Below are 18,902 nucleotides of genomic sequence, written 5' to 3' on the forward strand. Positions count from 1 at the left end.
CTCAGGCCACCGGCTCAGGCGATATCTTCGGGCCAAGATACATTTGCGGCAATGGGTTCGGCTGCCAACTGACATTCGACTTCTGCCCATAGATAAAGGGCATGGAGTGCAGTGGTGTGATGCAGGGGTCCTCAATCTCGACAATGTCCTGCATCCGTTTGAAGGCCGCCTTGCGCTTGGCGAGATCGGTCGTCGTTTCAAGCTCATGGCCGAGCGTGTTGAATTCGGCATTGGTCCAGCCGCCGCCCGCCTGCAGGTCATTGGTCGGGCCGATAATCTGCCAAAGCATGGAGACGGGATCGGCGTAGAAGGCACCCCCCGACGTATCCGCGATGCCGCCGAGATTGTCGACCTGCGTCCAGTTCTCGCACATGATCAGCTTGACGTTGAGCCCAGCGGCTTTCCACATTTCGACCAGTGCCTGATTATCGGCAAGCTGCATCGGATAGTATGTGCCGACGGAAGGGTAGGGGATTTCCTCGCCTTTGTACGACGACTTGGCGAGGAGTTCCTTCACCAGCGCCGGATCGTAAGACACGCCCTTGCGCCCGGGATAATTGATGGCGCCGAAAATCGGCAATTGCCAGCCATTGAGCGCCTTCGCCCGGCCATTCCAAAGGCCGTCGGCCAGTGCATCTCGATCAATCGCGCAGGCAAGCGCGCGACGCAGGTTGACGTCCTTCAAAATGGGCGTCTTGAGTGGCGAGAATGTGAGGAAGCGGAACCATGTGGTTTCGACGCCGGTGACCGAAAGGCCCTTGACGCCTTCGATCTCCGCAATGTGGTCCGGGGTGATGTCGGTGACGATATCGTAATCGCCCGCCTGCAGCCCAGCGATACGTGCGGCGATCTCCGGCACCCGCTTGAAACGGATCGACGCAAACGGCGGTTGGCCGCCCCAATACTCATCATGCGCGACCAGCGTGATCTCGTCGCCGCTACGCACGTCGCCAATCTTGTAGGGACCAGTGCCGATCGGCTTTGCAGCCCATGCATCGTAATTCTTTGCAGCATGCCATGCCTTGGCACTGATGATTTGAGTGCCCCATGCTCCAAGCCGGTTGGTGAAAACCGGGTCCTCTGTCGTGGTCAACAGACGGACAGTGCGGTCATCGACCTTCTGCACATCGGCAAGTGAGGAAAGGAAATTGGCAAGCACGGCCGCACCTGGTGCCTTTTCGCCGCGCAGCCGATCCGGCCCGAGCGACAAGACAACATCATCCGCGCTCATTGTGGAGCCGTCATGAAACTTCACATTATCGCGCAAACCGATCTCATACGTTTTCACGTCGATCTGCTTCAAGGATTTTGCGAGTGCGAAATTCAGACGGAAGTTGTCGTTGTAATCTGTCCGCAGAAGCTGGTCGAAAATGCTGTACTGCACTCGCCAGGAAACGTTGGCGATGGAAGCGCTATCCACAGGTTCCAGAATGGTGCGCAGATCCTGGACGGCGATCTTGAGGCTCGGTCGCTGGCCGCCTGCGGCCATGCGCGGCAACGCCATCGCGCCAGCCGCAAGGGCCGTCATGCCTAGAAATGTGCGACGTGTCGTTTGCATATCAAAAACCTTCTCCTGTTGTCGGGACGGCAAGCCGGCCGAACTCCGCTTCTTCCCGAGACGGGCAGAGACATAGCGCAGTTATGTGAAGGTTTTGTGTGGCTTTAAGACGGATTGTGGTGGGTTTGTAATGGAGGCGCAAAGGCATTTCACAAACTGTCGTGAAACGACCGCATTCCTGCGAGCATGCCGCAGCAGGGTCAAGGTCATTTATGCCGGGTTACGACGGCTTTTGCTGCGGATATAGGACTTGGGCACCAGCGGCTTCGATCTGCTTCAGCACGTCCAGTGCCGGCTTCCGGTCGGTGATGATCGAGGAAATCGCTGAATGGGGCAGGATGCGGTAACGCACCGACCAGCCGAATTTGGTGTGATCGGCGAGAACGATGATTTTCCGCGTCTGTTCGCAAAGTGTCGCGGCGAGATCCTGCCCGACCTGTTGATGATCGAAGACGCCTAGAGTGGGATGCACAGCGTTGACCCCGATGAAAGCAACATCGATCTGCTGTTCGCGAAGCGTGCGCAGACCAAGAAATCCTGTCACGGTCCGGAAGTCGGGATTGAATTCACCGCCTAGCATGACCACGCGATGCCGACGGCCGTCGGCAGCTGCGATCGCTATATCGACCATGTTGGTGACGATGCGCATCTCCGGCAAAGCCGAGATGCGACGAGCCAATGCCAGCACCGTGCTGCCGCCCCCCAAGAAGAGGTTCTGCCCGGGCTTGAGAAGACCGAGCGCTATCTCGGCAATAGCGTTCTTTTCCGCACGCTGAGAAATCGCGCGCGACGAGACGCCCAATAACTTAGGCTGCTGCGTGGCGACGGCCCCACCATGGACGCGCACGACCAAGCCGTCCTGCTCGAGCTGTTTGATATCCCGCCGCGCGGTCTCCTCAGAAATGTTGAATTGCGCTATCACATCTCGGATACGGACTTCGCCATCCGTTTGGATCATTTCGATGAGCTTCTTGTGGCGATTGTGGCTAAGTGACATTCTTCCCTCTCACGGTATTTGCGCGAAACTAGCGAGCTCGAAGCGCAAACGCCATCGTGGAGAGCAGGTTGGCCTGAATGGAGGTAGCGTCATTCGGCAAAGCATGCCGCCCGGGCCGCAGACTGAGCTGACCGCGCCCACATTCGGCGCTCGGCTAGATCGCGCCCGCGGCTTATGCCGCTAATCTCATTGCAACGCGCGATCGGCTGTTCAACCCCGACCAGCTCCGCCGATCACCCGTTGCTCAACCCGCGCCACACGGCGTCCAGGCCCGGTAACGAGGCGCCGGAGCGGACGGACGCTGACCGATACTGGCCTACTGAAGATGAAATGGCTGGCGATGTAGCCGGACGCCACATTTATGACTATGCCCAGAATAATGGCTCCGAGAGTAACCCGTAAAGCGCCTTCCAACGAGTGAAACGGCGCTCACCAACTCCAAAATGATAGACGATTGCTGGGAAGAACATCTGCGACAGTAGTGGCACACCAAACATCGCCAACAGCACGACGATGAGAGCTACGCTTGGGTTGCGATTGAACAGCCCCGGAAACGCAAATACAGCCGCGACGATAAATGGGAACGTAATCAGTAGGATGATTGAGAAGAAGGCTACCCCGGCACCCTAGCCTATCAAATTCAAGCCGCTGTACCAGGCCCTGCTCGACTGGAGGCATTCCGAAATTGGCGGGTGAGATCGCGATCGCTGTGACAAGATCTGCCTGGCTTCAGCGGCACGACGCCGCCTCAGGGCGGCGCGGCCTTCTCGCCACAGAGTTGAGGCATGGCTCAAATCAAGTAACCGACGTATCCCATTTCACAATGCTGCGGACCCGTCCGCGCCAACAGTATTATCGAAATGCGGATAGCTTTTTTTGTTGCGGCTGCCGTTGCGCAGGATCTAAGGTCGGCTTTGGGCGAGGGGGCATAATTGTCAGAATCCGAAAAGTCAGTCTTCCAAAGCGATATACCGCTAAGGGAGAAGCTCGAGCGCGCCAGGATGGAGCTGCTCGACCTTTCCGCGCGCAACCGACTCTTGAACGTTCCGCGTTTTTCTAAAAGCGCTAAAACCATCGACGTCGTCGATGAGCGGTCATCCGAGATTTATCGGTTGCTGGTAAATGAAGGTAAGGCCTTTACCTTCCTCGCCGGTAAGCCGGATAGGCCAAAGGCCGGTCAAGAGAGTGCCACTGCGGATAACGAGATCGACTACTCGCCGATTTCCCTTGCTCAGCCCGAAGACGACGAGGTGGACGATAGGGGTGTGTCCTCGCGACATTCGGACACCAAGCTTCAGACTCGCATGACCCCAACCGGTTTGCAACGCAGGCTGCTCGATCTGTACCACGATGCGCGAACGCTAGAAGAGGAGCAGGGCGTCAACATCCTCTTTCTGGCTCTTGGGATGCTGAGGTGGATTGACCCGAATAACAAGGAAAACATCCGTCAAGCTCCGCTCATTTTGGTGCCGGTCCGTCTCGAGCGAGGTACGGCTGGGGAAAAGTTCCGGCTACGCGGCAGACCGGAGGATCAGAGCGCAAACCTCTCCCTCGAGCTCTATCTTGATCGCATGCACAAGCTCGCGATGCCGAGCTTCGATGCGGGAGATGACTTCAACGCCGCAAAGTATCTCGATGCCGTGGCCGAGGCAGTCTCAACAAAAGAGGGTTGGGAGGTGCTCCGGGACGATATGGTGCTAGGCTTCTTCTCGTTCGCGAAGTTCTTGATGTACCGAGATCTTGATCCCGAGATCTGGCCCGAGGGTTCCAAGATCATCGAACAAGCGAAGGTCCGCTCGCTCCTTTCGGATGGTTTTGAAGCACGCGAACCGCTGATGTCTGACGATATCGCGATTGATCCGCACATTGCGCCTGCGGAGATGTTGCATATCGTCGACAGCGACAGTTCCCAGACGCTCGCGATCCATGATGTCAGGAAGGGTCGCGACCTTGTGATCCAAGGTCCGCCCGGGACAGGAAAATCGCAGACGATTGCAAACGTTATCGCGTCAGCCGTTGCGGACGGTAAGACCGTGCTTTTCGTGGCCGAAAAAATGGCCGCGCTGGAGGTCGTGAAGCGTCGCCTCGACAATGCCGGGGTAGGGGATGCCTGCCTGGAGCTCCATAGCAACAAGGCGAACAAGCGCATGATGCTGGAGGAGCTGCGTCGTACTTGGCAGCTCGGATCGCCTCAAGGACAATTCCCGTCTGCGCTCCCCGATCAACTGTTGCAGGCGCGCAATAAGCTCAATGCTCATGCCGACCGGATGCATGTCCCGTTGGGCGCATCCGCCCTGACGCCCTACCAAGTTTTCGGCCAGATGACCCGCCTCAGGCAGAACGGGCAAAAACCCGTAGATATCGAACTTGAAGGTGCGACCGATTGGACGAGTGATGGCGTTTCGGCACGCCGGAAGCTGCTTGACGAGGTTTCTCAACGCATCAACGAAATTGGATTGCCGATCCACCATCCCTGGAGAGGTGTTGGCTTGGATGTCGTTCTGCCAACCACCGTCGAGCGGCTCGTCCCGCGCATCGGGTCTTTGCTAGATCAAGCGAAGGCCGTGCAGGCCAAATTGATCGACATCGCCGCGCGGATAGAAGCCGGGCCCCCGCAAATTCTCAGCGACAGCGGCGACATAGAAGATCGCGCAGAACTTCTCGCGTCCGCACCAGAGCTTCCCGCCGACGCGTTGGTCTCGCCGGTGTGGGATGCCCAGCCTAAAGAGATCTCGTCGCTTCTTTGGACAGGATCGGATTTCGCCCGCAAGTTCGAAGACGTTTCGCAGCATTTGGCCGCGACGGCGATCGACACCCCAATTGAAGATCTTGAGACCGACCTTGCAAACCTGCCATCGGAATTTGCGAAAGACGGCTTTGTTCGCGCGCACCACCTGACCGTTCTGCTCCCACGATTGCGGGATGAAGCGGAGAGGTTGAACCAAGAGCTGGGGTCGACGGCTGTGCCGGACACGCTGGCAGGGCTCGTTAGATTAATTGTGACGGGGGAGAGAGTTGCGGCTGCACCCGACGCAAGCCCCGAAGCGTTTGCTGCGACCGTCTGGGACTCCGGACTTGAACAAGCGGCTGAGCTTGCCGAGAGCGTCGCGATCCTTGAAGCGATCCAAGCAGAACTGAAAGGGAGGGTTGTCGATGCTGCCTGGAAGATGGACGCAGCGCCGACAAGGCAGGCCCTCGCCACTCATACCGGACTGTTGAAGGCATTGAGCGGCGACTACCGTCGCGCCAAAGCACTTGTGCGATCCCTTCTGGTCGATCCTAACGCGCCGTCGACAGAGATAGTGCGTCTCCTAGACCTGCTGATGAAGGGGCAGGCCGCGGCCGCAAGGGTTCGTGATGGCGACGCCTTTGGTCGTTCCGCCTTCGGAGCAGATTGGCGGGGTGAGAGATCATCTTCGGCACCGCTCTTAGCGTTAGTGGAATGGATGCGCACGCTAAGAGGGCTTGGGTCGGAACCTCGAATTATTGCCGGACGGATGGCAGAACGCTCCGAAGCGGGGGCGCGGGCGCTACGAGTTCGCAAGGTGATCGATATCGGCCGACCGCTGATCGAGGGTTTCTGGAACGATCTCGGCCACCTTGCGCCGTCCATGCTGGGTGATGTGGCTTCCGCCGAAAGGGCTTCACTGAAGCTGATGGAAGTGAAGGCGCGTTCCGTGGCACAAGCGGACGAAGCGTCTCGAGACGTTCTGGCCAGCGTGCCTGATCAGTTATCCGACCGGGTGGAGCTCGTCCGGCGACTGGGCGCGTTACAAAAGCTCGCTCAAGAGATCGATGCCGCTCAAGGTCTTGGCATTTCCGCATTCGGTTCGTCATGGCTCGGGCGAGGATCCAACTGGGCCGCGCTTACGCAGGCCGAGCTCTGGTTGAAAAGCAATAGCACACTCCGACATCTAGTCGCCCGTTTGCCTGAGAGAGCCGAGATCGCGAACTCAGCTCGTTCTACTCGAGAGGCGACGCAGGCAGCAGCGCTGCAATTGAAGGCGCTTGCGGAGGATTTGAAAGCAGATGCTTCGTCTCTTTTCGGAGTAGGCGATTTCTCGGATATCGTGATTGCCGAGTTGATTGCTCGATTGGAGGGCTGGGTCGGGCATCAGGAACAGCTCTCGAAATGGGTCGCCTACGAAGAACGATCGGACAATGCTCGAAAGGCCGGACTAGGGCAGTTGATAGACGGCCTGGCCAATGGCCAAGTTCCGACCGCATCGGCGCGATCGGTCTTCGACATGGCCTATTACGAGAGAATGCTGGCGGCGATGGTGAATATGGAGCCAGAGCTCGGGAGGTTTGACGGCGAGCTCCATTCCAGAGCTGTTCGCGACTTTGCAGATTTGGACCGACAAAGGATCAAGGCTAGCGCCATCGAGGTCGTGACCGCGCATCATCGCAAGATCCCTTCAAGGGATGGCGGAGCGGGGCCAGTCGGTTTGCTTCGATCTGAGATGGCGCGCAGACGAGGCCATATGCCTATCCGGCAGTTGATGCTGAGGGCAGGGCCTGCTGTCCAAGCGCTGAAGCCAGTGTTCATGATGAGCCCACTTTCGGTGGCGCAGTTCTTGTCGCCCGGTCGTATGTCGTTCGACCTCCTGGTTATGGACGAAGCGTCTCAGATTCAGCCGGTCGACGCACTCGGCGCAATTGCCAGGGCGAACCAGGTGGTCGTCGTGGGCGATGAACGCCAACTGCCGCCGACGACGTTCTTTGCGAAGATGACAGGCTCGCAATCTGAAGATGACGAGGGAGAAGGTGCGCAGGTCGCTGACATCGAGAGTATCCTCGGGCTTTTCACGGCCCGTGGCTTGCCGCAGCGCATGCTTCGCTGGCACTACCGCAGCCGACATCAATCGCTAATCGCCGTGTCGAACAGCCAGTTTTACGAGAACCGGCTGTTCATCGTGCCGAGCCCTTATACCCAGGAGGCCGGCATGGGGCTGCGGTTCCATCATGTGCCTGAGGGGGTGTTCGATTCAGGTGGTACCGGAACGAACCCGATCGAGGCGCGGGCCGTAGCGGAAGCGATCATCCGTCACGCGAAGTCGAATCCGCAAGAGACTCTGGGCGTTGCGACTTTTTCTGTTAGCCAGCGTCGTGCCATCCAAGATGAGCTCGAAGCCTTACGACGGCTGAATCCCGATACGGAAGACTTCTTCCACGCCCATCCGAGTGAGCCGTTTTTCGTCAAGAACCTGGAGAACGTTCAAGGCGACGAGCGGGACGTGATCATGATCTCGGTGGGATATGCCAAGAACGCCCAGGGCTACATGGCCATGCGCTTCGGCCCACTTGGTTCGGAAGGCGGCGAGCGTCGCCTCAACGTCCTCATAAGCCGGGCTAAGCGTGCCTGTGAGGTGTACGCGTCGATAACAGATGAGGACATCGACCTTGAGCGCGGAAAGGGGAAGGGGGTCTTCGCCTTCAAGCTCTTTTTGCACTACGCGAGGACTGGACGCATCTCGCTCGCGCAGACGACGACCCGGGAGATGGATTCAATCTTTGAAGAACAGGTAGCCAATGCATTGATTGAGCGAGGCTTTCAGGTCCATGCACAGGTAGGCATCGCAGGCTTCTTCATCGATCTGGCCGTCGCTGATCCGGAGCGGCCAGGGCGGTATCTGCTGGGCATCGAATGCGACGGTGCTGAATATCATTCTTCACGCTCCGCCAGGGATCGGGATCGGCTGCGCCAGGCTGTGCTCGAAGACCATGGCTGGATCATTCATCGCATTTGGAGTGCTGATTGGTTCCAGCGTCCGCGTGAACAGCTTGAGCGGACGGTGTCAGCGATCGAGGCCGCAACGAGAGAACTCGCCGAACGTGCGGAGTTGGGAAATCAGAGAAGCCGTGCCGCTGCAGTACAGGTCGTGACGGTAGACAGAGGTAACATCACAGAAATCGGCTTGGAAACCACGAACGGAGCCGCGGCGCCAGACCGAGCCTACGCGGAAGCCAGGGTACAGAGACCGCACGGACAGTTTGAACTACACGAGACGCCCACCGGTCTGCTGGCGGGGATGGTCGAGCAAGTCGTGGCTGCGGAGACTCCGATCCATCTCGACGAGGTGGTCTCACGAATCCGGGATGCGTGGGGCCTGCAGCGGGCCGGCGGCAGAATCCAGGACGCAATCGAGCGCGGCCTTGTTGTCGCCGAATCTCGGGGAGCAGTGGCACGGCGAGGAGACTTTTGCTTCAAGCCCGGCGCCTCTATCCGGCTGCGAGACCGTAGTGGTGTGATGTCCTCTGGATTGCGCAAGCCTGAAATGATCTCGTCGGAGGAAGTTGCTGAAGGAGCAATCGAGGTGGTGAGATCCAATCTCGGCGCGACGGAGGACGAAATCGCAACGAGCGTTTCGAGGATGTTGGGCTTCAAAGCCACAAGCGCTCAATTGAGGCAATTGATTTCGACGGCGGTTGCCGGTGCCGTCGCGAACGGATTGTTGCGAAACCAAGACGGATTGCTGATCGACGGCGCATACGGTCAGTGAGACATCACCGTCAATGCGGGGGCGGCTGCCCTCGCTAGATCTGACGAACCTGGGACGAGGTCTGTCCTTGGTTGGAGGCTGAATGGCGTTTCGATTTGTTCACACCGCCGACATCCATCTGGATTCACCGCTGCGTTCGCTTGCGCTGCGAAATCTCGAGCTCGCGGAGCTCGTGGGTGATGCCAGCCGCCAAGCCTTCGTTTCCATAGTGGATTTGTGTCTCGAGGAACGCGTGGATGCGCTGGTCCACGTCAGGCCTTTTCTCGCCGGCCCGGTCAGTCGTGCGGCTGGGGAAATCGTCGCTGGAGCCATGGGTTCGGAAGTCTGATCACCCGAGCCACCAATCAGGAGAATACGCCGTGATGTTCCATCATGTCCTCATTGGTCTGGCGAACCTCGGAACAGGAAGAGGACTAGATTTTCAATGCAAGGTGTGTCTCTACACTATCCCAAAAAAGGGACGAGCTCGGCTGGTTTGAGGCTGATACAAGACTTTCCGCTTCTGAGCGTCGAGGATTATAGCTGCCGTTAAGCGGAGGGCCGATCTCGATGGCGGTTTCCGACCCAGTTGTAGCCGTTCGGCGCGCTCCATCATCGCCCTGTCCTACTGCGGCGCCACCATCCCAAACGGGGCGCATCGGCGCCATGCTCACCGCGACAAGCCCTTGCTCAATGGCCTTGGCTTCATGCTGGGTCCGATTGACCCTCATGCGATTGCTATGAGGGTTCAACACCGTTCTTCACAAGCCGATGACCTCTCTGCTGCCCTCCATCTTGAACACAACGATTTTGTTGTGTAGTTGAGGGCATGACGGAATTTTCGGTGATTCTTAATGAACGGGAAGCACGCAACGCTCGAGAAATGACTTCCGAGCTCGATGAGTTATTATCATCGGCACGGACGTTCGAACCGATCGTCGCCGGCCTGCCCCCTCAGGTGGTTGACGGCTTCCGAAACGCCATCAAAGCCGAAAGAGGAGAGCTCGAAGCTCTGGTCAAGGCGTATGAGGCGGCGAAGGCCGGGGACTTTGAAGACCTTGAGCGTCGGGCCGAGAACGACCCCGGCCTCACGCTAATAGTCGCTCGTATTGCGCGTGGGCTGACGCAAAAGGAGTTGGCAAGAAAGCTGGGCCTAAAAGAGCAGCAAATTCAAAGATACGAAGCCGACAGATACAGATCCATAAGCCTCGCCAACTTTCGACGCGTAGCGAGGTTCTTGGGCGTCGATTGGAAGATGGGCCTATCCAACTGGTTTGGCGGCGGCTGGAACATAGCACGCGATGTCTCTGCTGCCGAGGTTAGGAAGGTACTGAAGCACGCTCGCACCAACGGCTGGTTCGGGGATGATGATCCAGAGATTGTGGCCGAAGAGGAAAGCTTCAACTATCTTCAGCGCTACGTGTCGGACCACATCCTAAAGTACGGCAGCCCTTCTCTGCTGCGAACTGGCATGAATGTGCAAGACCACTCTGAGGACCTCCTGGTGCTGGCTTGGAAGGCGCGGGTGACCCGCCGCGCCGAGCAGATCATCAGCGCCCACGCCGTAGCCTATCGCCCGCTCGACATAACTTGGCTCATGGAACTGGCTAGACTCAGCCAGCACGGAGATGGACCGGCGCGTGCGCGCGACCTTCTGCTGAGCAAGGGGATCGTACTGGTGGCCGAGCCTCAGATACCCGGGATGAAGGTGGATGGTGCCGCATTCCTGTTGGAAAGCGTGCCGGTCATCGGCTTGACGCTGCGGCGAGACACGGTGGACAACTTCTGGTTCACGTTGCTACACGAGGTCGGGCACGTCATCCTCCACTACCGAACCGGCCTCCGCACAGGTTTCTTCGACGACACGGACACAACCGACGTCGACGAGATCGAGGAGGAGGCGAACTCGTTCGCCTCCAACGTGCTTATCCCCGAAGAGCGCTGGAAGCGATCACCGGCTCGAATCACGAAGTCCCCCGCAGTAGTCGAGAAGTTCGCGAAGGAGCTGGGGATAAATCCTGCCATCGTCTTTGGCAGGATACAAAAAGAGAGGGGAAACTACGCGGTCTTCTCGAACTCGATCGGGAGAGGCGCGGTCAGGAAGCATTTGATCGGGCCCTCGAAAGGAAGCTAGACCCATGGCTCGCACTCGCCCCATCTACGTCCCGGCACTTCGCCTCAAGCAGGGCGAGTATCGCGGCTTGCAGCGCCTCGCCCCCGACGTGGCAGATAAGATCGTCCCGCGTCTCGTTGTTCCTCCTCCCAAGGAGCGCGACCCGGAGAAGCACCGTCTCCTTACCAAGGACGAAATCGTCCACGAGACCGGGCGCCGCATCGCCGATCACTGGAAGATGCGTGACGCCTTCCTCGACGTGCGCTTCCTGTTCCCGGAGTTCGGAGAGGCGGAGTGCGCCGAGTGGCTGCCCAGGATGTTCGACGTGGCGCGTAAGGCCCATGCCCAGCCGATCCCCATCCTGAGTCTGGAAGACGCCATCGGGCCTCGGATGGCGGCCTTTCGGCTGGCCCTGGCGACCGACGGTGCAACGAGGGTCGCGATACGGGTCGAATCCGGCGAGATCGACAGCGAGCTCGCCGGTCGCTTGGCCTCGGCCATGTCCCGGCTTGGCGTGACTCCGGAGAAGTGTGCCATCCTAGCGGACTTCTCGGACGCTGACTTCTCCGACGCCCTCGCGGTGGCCAACATCGCGCAAGCCGCCCTTGAAGATCTACAAGGCATTGGCCGCTGGCGGCATGTGATCTTCCAAGGGACGAACTATCCTGAGTCGAATCCGGCAGAGGCGGATGGCAACGCAATCATTCCCCGCAACGAGTGGCTGGCCTGGAAGGAGGCGATCAAGCTAGACGGGACCTCGCCCGAGCATTTGATGTTTGGCGACTACGGAGCCGACTGCGCGAAGTTCGAGTTCAGAAAGAACTCCGGTGGGATCCCGATCCGGCACTACCGGTACACTACCTCCGACAGCTGGCTTGTCGTCCGCGGCTCGGCTGCGGGCCAAGCCGAGGCCGTCATGCGCGGCGTCTGCGAGCGCATCCTCAGGAGCGGCAAGTTCGCCGGGCGGGGCTTCAGCTCGGCCGACGACTATATTTTCAAGACCGCTAAGGGGTGGGACGGACCAGGTAATGGCTCGACGTGGCGCGAGATCAACACGACCCACCACATTACGCAGGTGGTCCGCGACATAGGCGGCATCAAGGGGATGACGTTCACTGAGACAACTTTTGTCGACCCAACCGATCAGCTGTCAATTATCTAATGTGGACGTGATTCCGATGTAGCATCGCGCGCCGGCGGCTTGTGGGGCGCCGTTAGCGACTATGGAACGGCCGAGAAAGGGGTCGATAGCTGACGAGGCAAGCTTTGGCCGATGACCGTCAACTCGAACGGCAGCTTACCGCCTAGCGCTGCTCAAAAGCCGACCGTCCGGATACGTGAAGAGTTTCGGGCGCTGGCAGGCGTACGAAAGTCCCCGAGGAAGGAACCCGCGGGCCACAGGTCGATTTCTATGGGGATTTCGGATTCCGGCTGATGTCAGCGGTGGCGCGACCGTCTCCGGGAAGCGTCGCGATTGATACGGACATGCCGCATTGTTGCGCTTCCGCACGATGTTGCCGGCTCGGCGCAGGTCCGGACGCGCGCCTTTCGGCGACGGTAGTCACCATGGACGCGTGGATCCGTCGCCGGCGGCTGAGCGCCTGCAGCTGAAGGTTCGACCATGCCATGCCGGGTCATGGGACGTTCTCCCGGTTCGTCGCCGTTGCGTCCGGCGGTCCGCGCGGTTGCCTCCACCGTTCGAACACCTCGATGACGATCATGCGTCCGCCGCAGCAAGGGCACGGCGGGCGGAAGTTGTCCGGATCGTCGAGGTTATCGTCATCGGGCGGCGCGGCGACGTCCAGGAGTTGGCGAGCGAGCGCGAGGCAGTCCTTGCGAGAGCCGCCTGCGAGCAAGCCGTAGTGACGGATGCGATGGAAGCCGCGCGGCAGGACATGGAGCAGGAACCGACGAATGAACTCGTGAGTGGCAAGCGTCATGATCTGCTGCCGGTCGGCGCCGTTGCGGCGATAGTCCTTGTAGCGGAAGGTGACGACGCTCTCGTCGAAGGCGACCAGGCGCCGGTTCGAGATGGCGACCCGGTGCGTGTAGCGCGACAGATAGGCGAGCACCGCTTCCGGTCCCGCGAACGGCGCCTTGGCGTAAACCACCCAGCGCTTCCCCCGGACGGGAGCAAGGTGGCGCAGGAATGCCCGTCGCTCGGCGAGGCGCACCATCGATCCGAAGAAGGCGAGCCGCCCGGCGTCGTGCAGCGCGACCAGACGGGTCAGGAACAGCCGGCGGAACAGTTTGCCGAGCACGCGCACCGGGAGCAGGAAGGCCGGCCGTGACGATACCCACCGACTGCCTTCCGGCGCGATGCCGCCGCCGGGCACGATCATGTGGACATGCGGATGGTGAGTCAGCGCGGAGCCCCAGGTGTGGAGGACGGCGGTGATGCCGATCCTGGCTCCGAGGTGCTTCGGATCGGCCGCAATGGTCAGCATCGTCTCCGATGCCGCCTTGAACAGCAGGTCATAAATCGTCGCCTTGTTGTGGAAGGCGATGTCGGTGACCTCGGCCGGCAGCGTGAACACGACGTGGAAGTAGCCGACCGGCAGCAGGTCGGCCTCGCGCTCGGCCAGCCATGTCCGTGCCGCCGCGCCCTGGCATCTGGGGCAGTGCCGGTTGCGGCAGGAGTTGTAGGCGATGCGCCACTGGCCACAGTCCTCGCAGGCTTCGACGTGACCGCCGAGCGCCGCGGTGCGGCAGTGCTCGATCGCCGACATGACCTTGAGCTGGCCAAGGCTCAGGTGCCCGGCATGAGCGACCCGGTAGGCGGGCCCTGCTGCGCGGAAGATGTCGGCGACCTCGATCGAGGCGCGCACGCTCAGCCGTCGGGCGAGATCTCTCCCGGCTTGAACAGCCCGAGCTTGTCGAGCGGGCTCGTGACCGTTCTCACCGTCCGGGTCGCGACCTTGGCGTAGAGGGCGGTGTTGTTGAGCTTGGCGTGCCCGAGCAGAACCTGGATGATCCGGATGTCGGTGCCGTCCTCCAGAAGATGGGTGGCGAAGCTGTGGCGCAGTGTGTGCGGCCCGACCCGCTTGGCGATGTCGGCGGCATGTGCCGCCTCGACGACGATGCGATAGAGCTGACGCGTGCTGATCGGCTTCATCGCATGTTGCCCCGGGAACAGCCAGCCGTCGCGGTGCATCACGCCCTGCTGACGTCCGACCTTCCACCACTCACGCAGAAGCGTGAGAAGATCCTCCGAGAGCATGGCGTTGCGATACCGCCCGCCCTTGCCGCGCTCGACGCGCAGCAGCATGCGTTCGCTGTCGACATCGGCGACCTTCAGCATCGACACCTCCGCGACACGCAGGCCGGCGCCATAGGCGACCGAGAGCGCTGCCTGGTGCTTGAGGCAGGTGGTGGCGTTGAGCAACCGGGCAACCTCATCGCGGCTCAGCACCACGGGCAGGTTACGCGGATGCGCCAGCCGGACGAGCCTGCGCGCCAGGTCCGGGCGGTCGAGCGTCTGGGCGAAGAAGAAGCGCAGCGCCGACACGATGCTGTTCATCGTCGGCACGGGGACGCCATCCTCCTGCTGCTCGATCTGGAACCGGCGCAGGTCGTCGGCGGTCGCCGTGTCCGGCGAACGCCCGAGGAATGTCGCCAGGCGTCCGATGTCGCGGAGATAGTTGCGCTGCGTCTCCCGGGAGAAACGCCGCATGTTCATGTCGTCGATCAGCCGCTGGCGCAGTGGGCTGATCGGTGCATCGAGAGCGGGGTGGGTCATGGTCAGGCTCCTTGTTGAAGAAGCCCGTCATGCTCTGCCGCTGCCGGACGACGCTCAATGCGAGCGCGACGCCCGGCCCGTAACCGCTACGTCAACCGCAGGCGCCCTCCCGCGCAGCGGGTTCGTTCTTCGGCCTCAAACCAGCCGAGCTCATACCCGCGGCAACAGGCCTTATCGGCTCCTTTTGCGGGATGGCACATCCACAAAAGGGATCGCCCCGAGTGCGATGACGTACGGTCTTGGAGACAATCGAGCCGCACAGATGCATTCAGCGCACCGCAGCACATTTATGCAGCGATTTCAAAAGCGCTCCTTTTTAACGGTAAAATTGACGGTAAATTGCGAATTGCCGCACAAGATCTTATGTAAAATCAATAACAAAGGATGATCGTAAACAATGGAGTGGGAGTGAGGGAAACGGCGATGATAAGCGGCTCTAACGTAGTATTTCGCAGAAAATACAATGATTTGCGGGCAGGGCAGACTGCTGGCCAGAGCACATTATCAACGGAATCGAACAAACCTATCAAGTCATTGAAATCGTTTAGTTTATCGGAGCGCCTGGCGCGGCTCGCAGCTTGTAGCAAATCACACTGACGGTACTTTTGACGGTGTTTTTCGTATCCGACAGAGCATTCTAAAAAGTACCGTCATTCGTTTTTAGAATTTGACGGTACTTTTCTGCGTATCAACGCTTTGAATATATAACGAAAATGCCCTGTAGCATGACATTTCTGCGCTGACGGTACTTTAGTTATCGACATACATAGTTTCAGCTCTGGGCTGCGGTACCGACGATGTTCCGGACACGATCGCATATCGTCGGATGGCACCGTCGCATCACCTATCGAATGTTGTCCCGACTGCTGCCGGGTCTGCGATGGAGAGAAGCGTTGACCGTATCCAGGCGGGCGCTTGGACCGCGGTAAATGCGAGCGTCTTTTTATCGTTGGGAGAAAGATGAGGTGCCGCGATCTGTGCAGCTCGGCGGCGCGCCGGCCCAATATGACGAAGCGCCTGGACCACGGTCCCGGCCAAGCCAGGAGCAATCAAATGCTTATCCGCCCGCGTGGTCGTTGCCACCGTGCGCGGCGATGAACATGGCGACGGCCGATCGGCAATAGGATTCGATTTCGTTGTCGTCCTCTGCTCTCGCCTGATCGAAGCGTGCGATCATCAGGAGATCGCATCCTTTGAAAAGCGCGGCAAACAAGCGGGCGGACCGGAGAGGATCGGGCACGTTCAGAAGCGACTTCGCGTGCAACTGACGCAGCAAGGCCTCGATTTGAGCGATGATGTGGGCGGGGCCGGCTTCGTAATGGAGCTTGCTCAACGACGGTTGATTCGTCCTGTCGGTCATGACCATGGCTTCGACGCTGCGGACGCCCGGGCGCAACAGCGTGCGAAGCAGGGATGATCCCACCGCCATGAGCTGATCTTCGGCCGAACCGTCGACGTCTTCAAAAAGGGCCTGTGGTATTAACTGATGGCAGCGGGCCGCAAAGGCCGCGCTGAACAGGGCCTCCTTGTTCTCGAAGTGCCTGTAGATGCTGAGCTTGGATATCTTCGCCCGCTGAGCGACTATGTCCAATGTCGTCGCTTGAAAACCCAATTCAACAAAGAGTTCGCCCGCGGCGTCGACTATGGTTTGGCCAAGCGCCTCGTTGGCGGGCCGGCCGCGCCGGCCCCGGCTATTTTCAGTCACGACAATTCCAGTCCTTGACAGTATCTTAATTCTTGAATTATGATACCACGCAGTTTCTAAAATGTGCAAGCCAACCCCAGCCTGGCCACAACACGGAGCTCATCACCATGGATGACGTCATCATCATCGGCGGCAGCTTTGCCGGTCTCGCTGGCGCACTGCAACTCGGCCGTGCCCGCCGCAAGGTCACCGTTCTCGATACCGGCCTGCCGCGCAACCGCTTCGCCGGCCACTCGCATGGTCTGCTCGGCCACGATCACAAGCCACCGCTGGACATCCTGGCCGAGGCGCGGCAGCAGCTGGCCCGCTATCCCACCGTCAAGCTGGTCAATGCCCGGGCCGACAGCATCTCCGGCGCCATCGACGATTTCTCCGTCCTCACGGGTGATGACGAAAGCCTTGCGGCGCGTCGCCTGATCCTGAGCTATGGCGTCACCGACCAGATGCCTGATGTTGCGGGCTTTGCCGAAGGCTGGGGCAAGTCCATCGTGCCCTGCCCCTATTGCGACGGCTTTGAAGTCGCCGGCCAGCATTGGGGCCTCGTCTGGTCCGGCCGGCAGTCGCACAATCAGGTCAGGCTGTTCCACGATTGGACCGACAGGTTGACGGTCTTCGCCGATGGTCATGACATTCCGCCCGATATCCGGGCCGATCTGACGCGCCGCAACACGCCTGTCGTCGATGGCCGGATCATCGAGATCGCTCATCACGGGGGCCATAACGCCACCGTCAAGCTCGATTCCGGCCCAAATGTCGCGGTCGACATCCTGTTCGCGCATCCGCGCAACAAGCCGTCCGCAAGCCTGCATGAATCACTGGGCCTCGCCACGGTCGATACGCCCCTCGGCATCATCCTCAAGGTCGATGAGCGCCGCGAGACCAGCACGCCCGGCATCTACGCCGCCGGCGACCTCGCCAACCCCGTTACGCCGCCATCGGTCACCCTGGCATCATCGCACGGCGCGATGGCGGGTATCTTCGCCCAGCAGTCGATGCTGGTTTGACATCAGAGATTCTCGTCTCCGGTTGCCGCGCATAGATAGCACTGATTGGAGGATGAACATGGCCGTCGAACCGGACAGCGCGGGTGTGCGCTTCCCTCCGCCCTCATCTATCTGGGAGCGCTGCTGTTAGGGCTGGCGGTGGAGCGGTTCGTCCTCTGCGCTCTTTCGGCATCGACTGGCGGTTGCTGGTCGCGACGGGCGCGCTGCTGTTCGTTGCCGGCGCGGCGATAATGCTTGCGGCGGCGGGGCTGTTCCGGCGGCTGGGCACCAACGTTCCGCCGTCGCTGCCAACGACCCTCATAGCAACGACCGGTCCCTATCGGTGGACCCGCAATCCCATGTATCTCGGCATGGCACTTATCTATGCCGGCCTTGCGATCGGCTTCGACGGGCCGATCGCCTTCGCCTTGCTCCCGTCGGTGCTGATAGCGATCCAGACGCAGGTGATCGCCCGCGAGGAGCACTATCTCGGAGCGAAGTTCGGCGACGATTACCGCCGCCACAAGGCCGAGGTTCGCCGCTGGCTCTGACTATTCCGCAGCTGCTGCCTGCGGGGCCTCCTCTCGCTGAGGGGCGTCTTTGGCCGATCAGTGGGTCCGGAAAGGCGATCGACTTCGATAGATGCCGAAACCGCACAAAAATTTTCGTGCTATTTTTCCCTTTGAAATCAAAACTGTAACGTTATGACGGCCCATGGGTCGGCTTTTTGCGCGGCAACGAATAAAAAACCTGGATATGTCAATGGCTTAACTAGATTTAGAGCAATCGAGTGGGAGTGAGGGGAGTACCGTGGAGTAGTATCGGATAGCAGAGGACATTCGGCGAATCCTGGGCCATCGATAGCAGTCGATGGATTCTAGGCGACCCGCAGATATGCCGCTCTGTCGGGCGTCTCCCCGCTCTTCGAACGGCGCCCATGCGCCGTCAGGCCCACTCCAATTTTCGCGACTTGGTGGCCTTCAAATATTCGGTCGCGCTGCTCGAAGAAGTTAGCGCGCTCGACGCCGTTGAGGGCCTCGACCAGCCAGGGCAGCGGATGTGGCCTGACATAGCGATAGCCTCTCTCGGTCTCCTCGAAACAACCGGGCACGGAACACGGGCGGGAGCTGGGTGAGACGCCAATCGGCGCTCATCACGCTTCTTATGCTGAGGGTGGCAATCACAAGGTCGGCGCCATTGGGTAGTGTGCTGAGAGTTCTGCAAATTCGCTGAGAGAGGGCGGTCATGGCAGGCTGGTGATGTTCAACGTCACCTGATTCCCGCGAAGGAACGCCACCATGACCAAGATTGAGAGTAAGACCGCC

At 59.9% G+C, this 18,902-nt stretch carries 9 protein-coding genes and 2 pseudogenes; 6 read left to right on the top strand and 5 right to left on the bottom strand.

The annotated features are described in order from the left end of the window. Position 1: 1 nt before the first annotated feature. Positions 2-1,489, bottom strand: a complete 1,488-nt coding sequence (locus tag O7B34_RS29630; RefSeq protein WP_337149333.1) for an ABC transporter substrate-binding protein — start codon at positions 1,487-1,489, stop codon at positions 2-4. 289 nt (positions 1,490-1,778) lie between these two features. Next, positions 1,779-2,555 (bottom strand): DeoR/GlpR family DNA-binding transcription regulator, encoded by a 777-nt coding sequence (locus O7B34_RS29635; RefSeq protein WP_337149334.1) that lies wholly within the window; start codon positions 2,553-2,555, stop codon positions 1,779-1,781. A 1,001-nt stretch (positions 2,556-3,556) separates the two neighbouring features. Here O7B34_RS29635 and O7B34_RS29645 point away from each other — a divergent pair. The 4 genes and pseudogenes from O7B34_RS29645 (at position 3,557) to O7B34_RS29660 (ending at position 12,312) form a co-directional block, all read left to right on the top strand. Further along, positions 3,557-9,058 (top strand): DUF3320 domain-containing protein, encoded by a 5,502-nt coding sequence (locus O7B34_RS29645; RefSeq protein WP_337143151.1) that lies wholly within the window; start codon positions 3,557-3,559, stop codon positions 9,056-9,058. Positions 9,059-9,140: 82 nt separating this feature from the next. Beyond that, positions 9,141-9,305, top strand: a pseudogene (locus O7B34_RS29650) (DNA repair exonuclease); the annotation flags it as partial. A gap of 561 nt (positions 9,306-9,866) precedes the next feature. Continuing rightward, positions 9,867-11,171: an XRE family transcriptional regulator gene (locus O7B34_RS29655; protein WP_337143152.1), complete on the top strand. Its 1,305-nt coding sequence runs from the start codon at positions 9,867-9,869 to the stop codon at positions 11,169-11,171. A gap of 4 nt (positions 11,172-11,175) precedes the next feature. Then, positions 11,176-12,312, top strand: a complete 1,137-nt coding sequence (locus tag O7B34_RS29660) for a beta family protein (protein ID WP_337143153.1) — start codon at positions 11,176-11,178, stop codon at positions 12,310-12,312. 472 nt (positions 12,313-12,784) lie between these two features. On the opposite strand, the gene O7B34_RS29665 is transcribed toward O7B34_RS29660, so the two are convergent. From O7B34_RS29665 to O7B34_RS29675, 3 genes are all read right to left on the bottom strand, one after another. After that, positions 12,785-13,978: an IS91 family transposase gene (locus O7B34_RS29665; protein ID WP_337149335.1), complete on the bottom strand. Its 1,194-nt coding sequence runs from the start codon at positions 13,976-13,978 to the stop codon at positions 12,785-12,787. Between the two features lie 2 nt (positions 13,979-13,980). Beyond that, on the bottom strand, positions 13,981-14,889 hold the full coding sequence (locus tag O7B34_RS29670; protein WP_337149336.1) for a tyrosine-type recombinase/integrase: 909 nt from the start codon (positions 14,887-14,889) through the stop codon (positions 13,981-13,983). A 1,057-nt stretch (positions 14,890-15,946) separates the two neighbouring features. Next, positions 15,947-16,594 carry a TetR/AcrR family transcriptional regulator gene (locus tag O7B34_RS29675; RefSeq protein WP_337149337.1) on the bottom strand — a complete coding sequence of 216 codons (648 nt, stop codon included), beginning with the start codon at positions 16,592-16,594 and terminating at the stop codon, positions 15,947-15,949. 107 nt (positions 16,595-16,701) lie between these two features. Here O7B34_RS29675 and O7B34_RS29680 point away from each other — a divergent pair, with 107 nt between their 5' ends. Both O7B34_RS29680 and O7B34_RS29685 read left to right on the top strand, forming a co-directional pair. Further along, positions 16,702-17,598, top strand: coding sequence for an NAD(P)/FAD-dependent oxidoreductase (locus tag O7B34_RS29680; RefSeq protein ID WP_337149339.1), 897 nt, complete (start codon positions 16,702-16,704; stop codon positions 17,596-17,598). A 58-nt stretch (positions 17,599-17,656) separates the two neighbouring features. Then, positions 17,657-18,128 (top strand): annotated as a pseudogene (locus O7B34_RS29685) (methyltransferase family protein). Positions 18,129-18,902 lie beyond the last annotated feature (774 nt).

Origin of the sequence: Mesorhizobium sp. Cs1299R1N3 (assembly GCF_037179625.1) — a bacterium.
In the GTDB taxonomy this organism is placed as follows: domain Bacteria; phylum Pseudomonadota; class Alphaproteobacteria; order Rhizobiales; family Rhizobiaceae; genus Mesorhizobium; species Mesorhizobium salmacidum.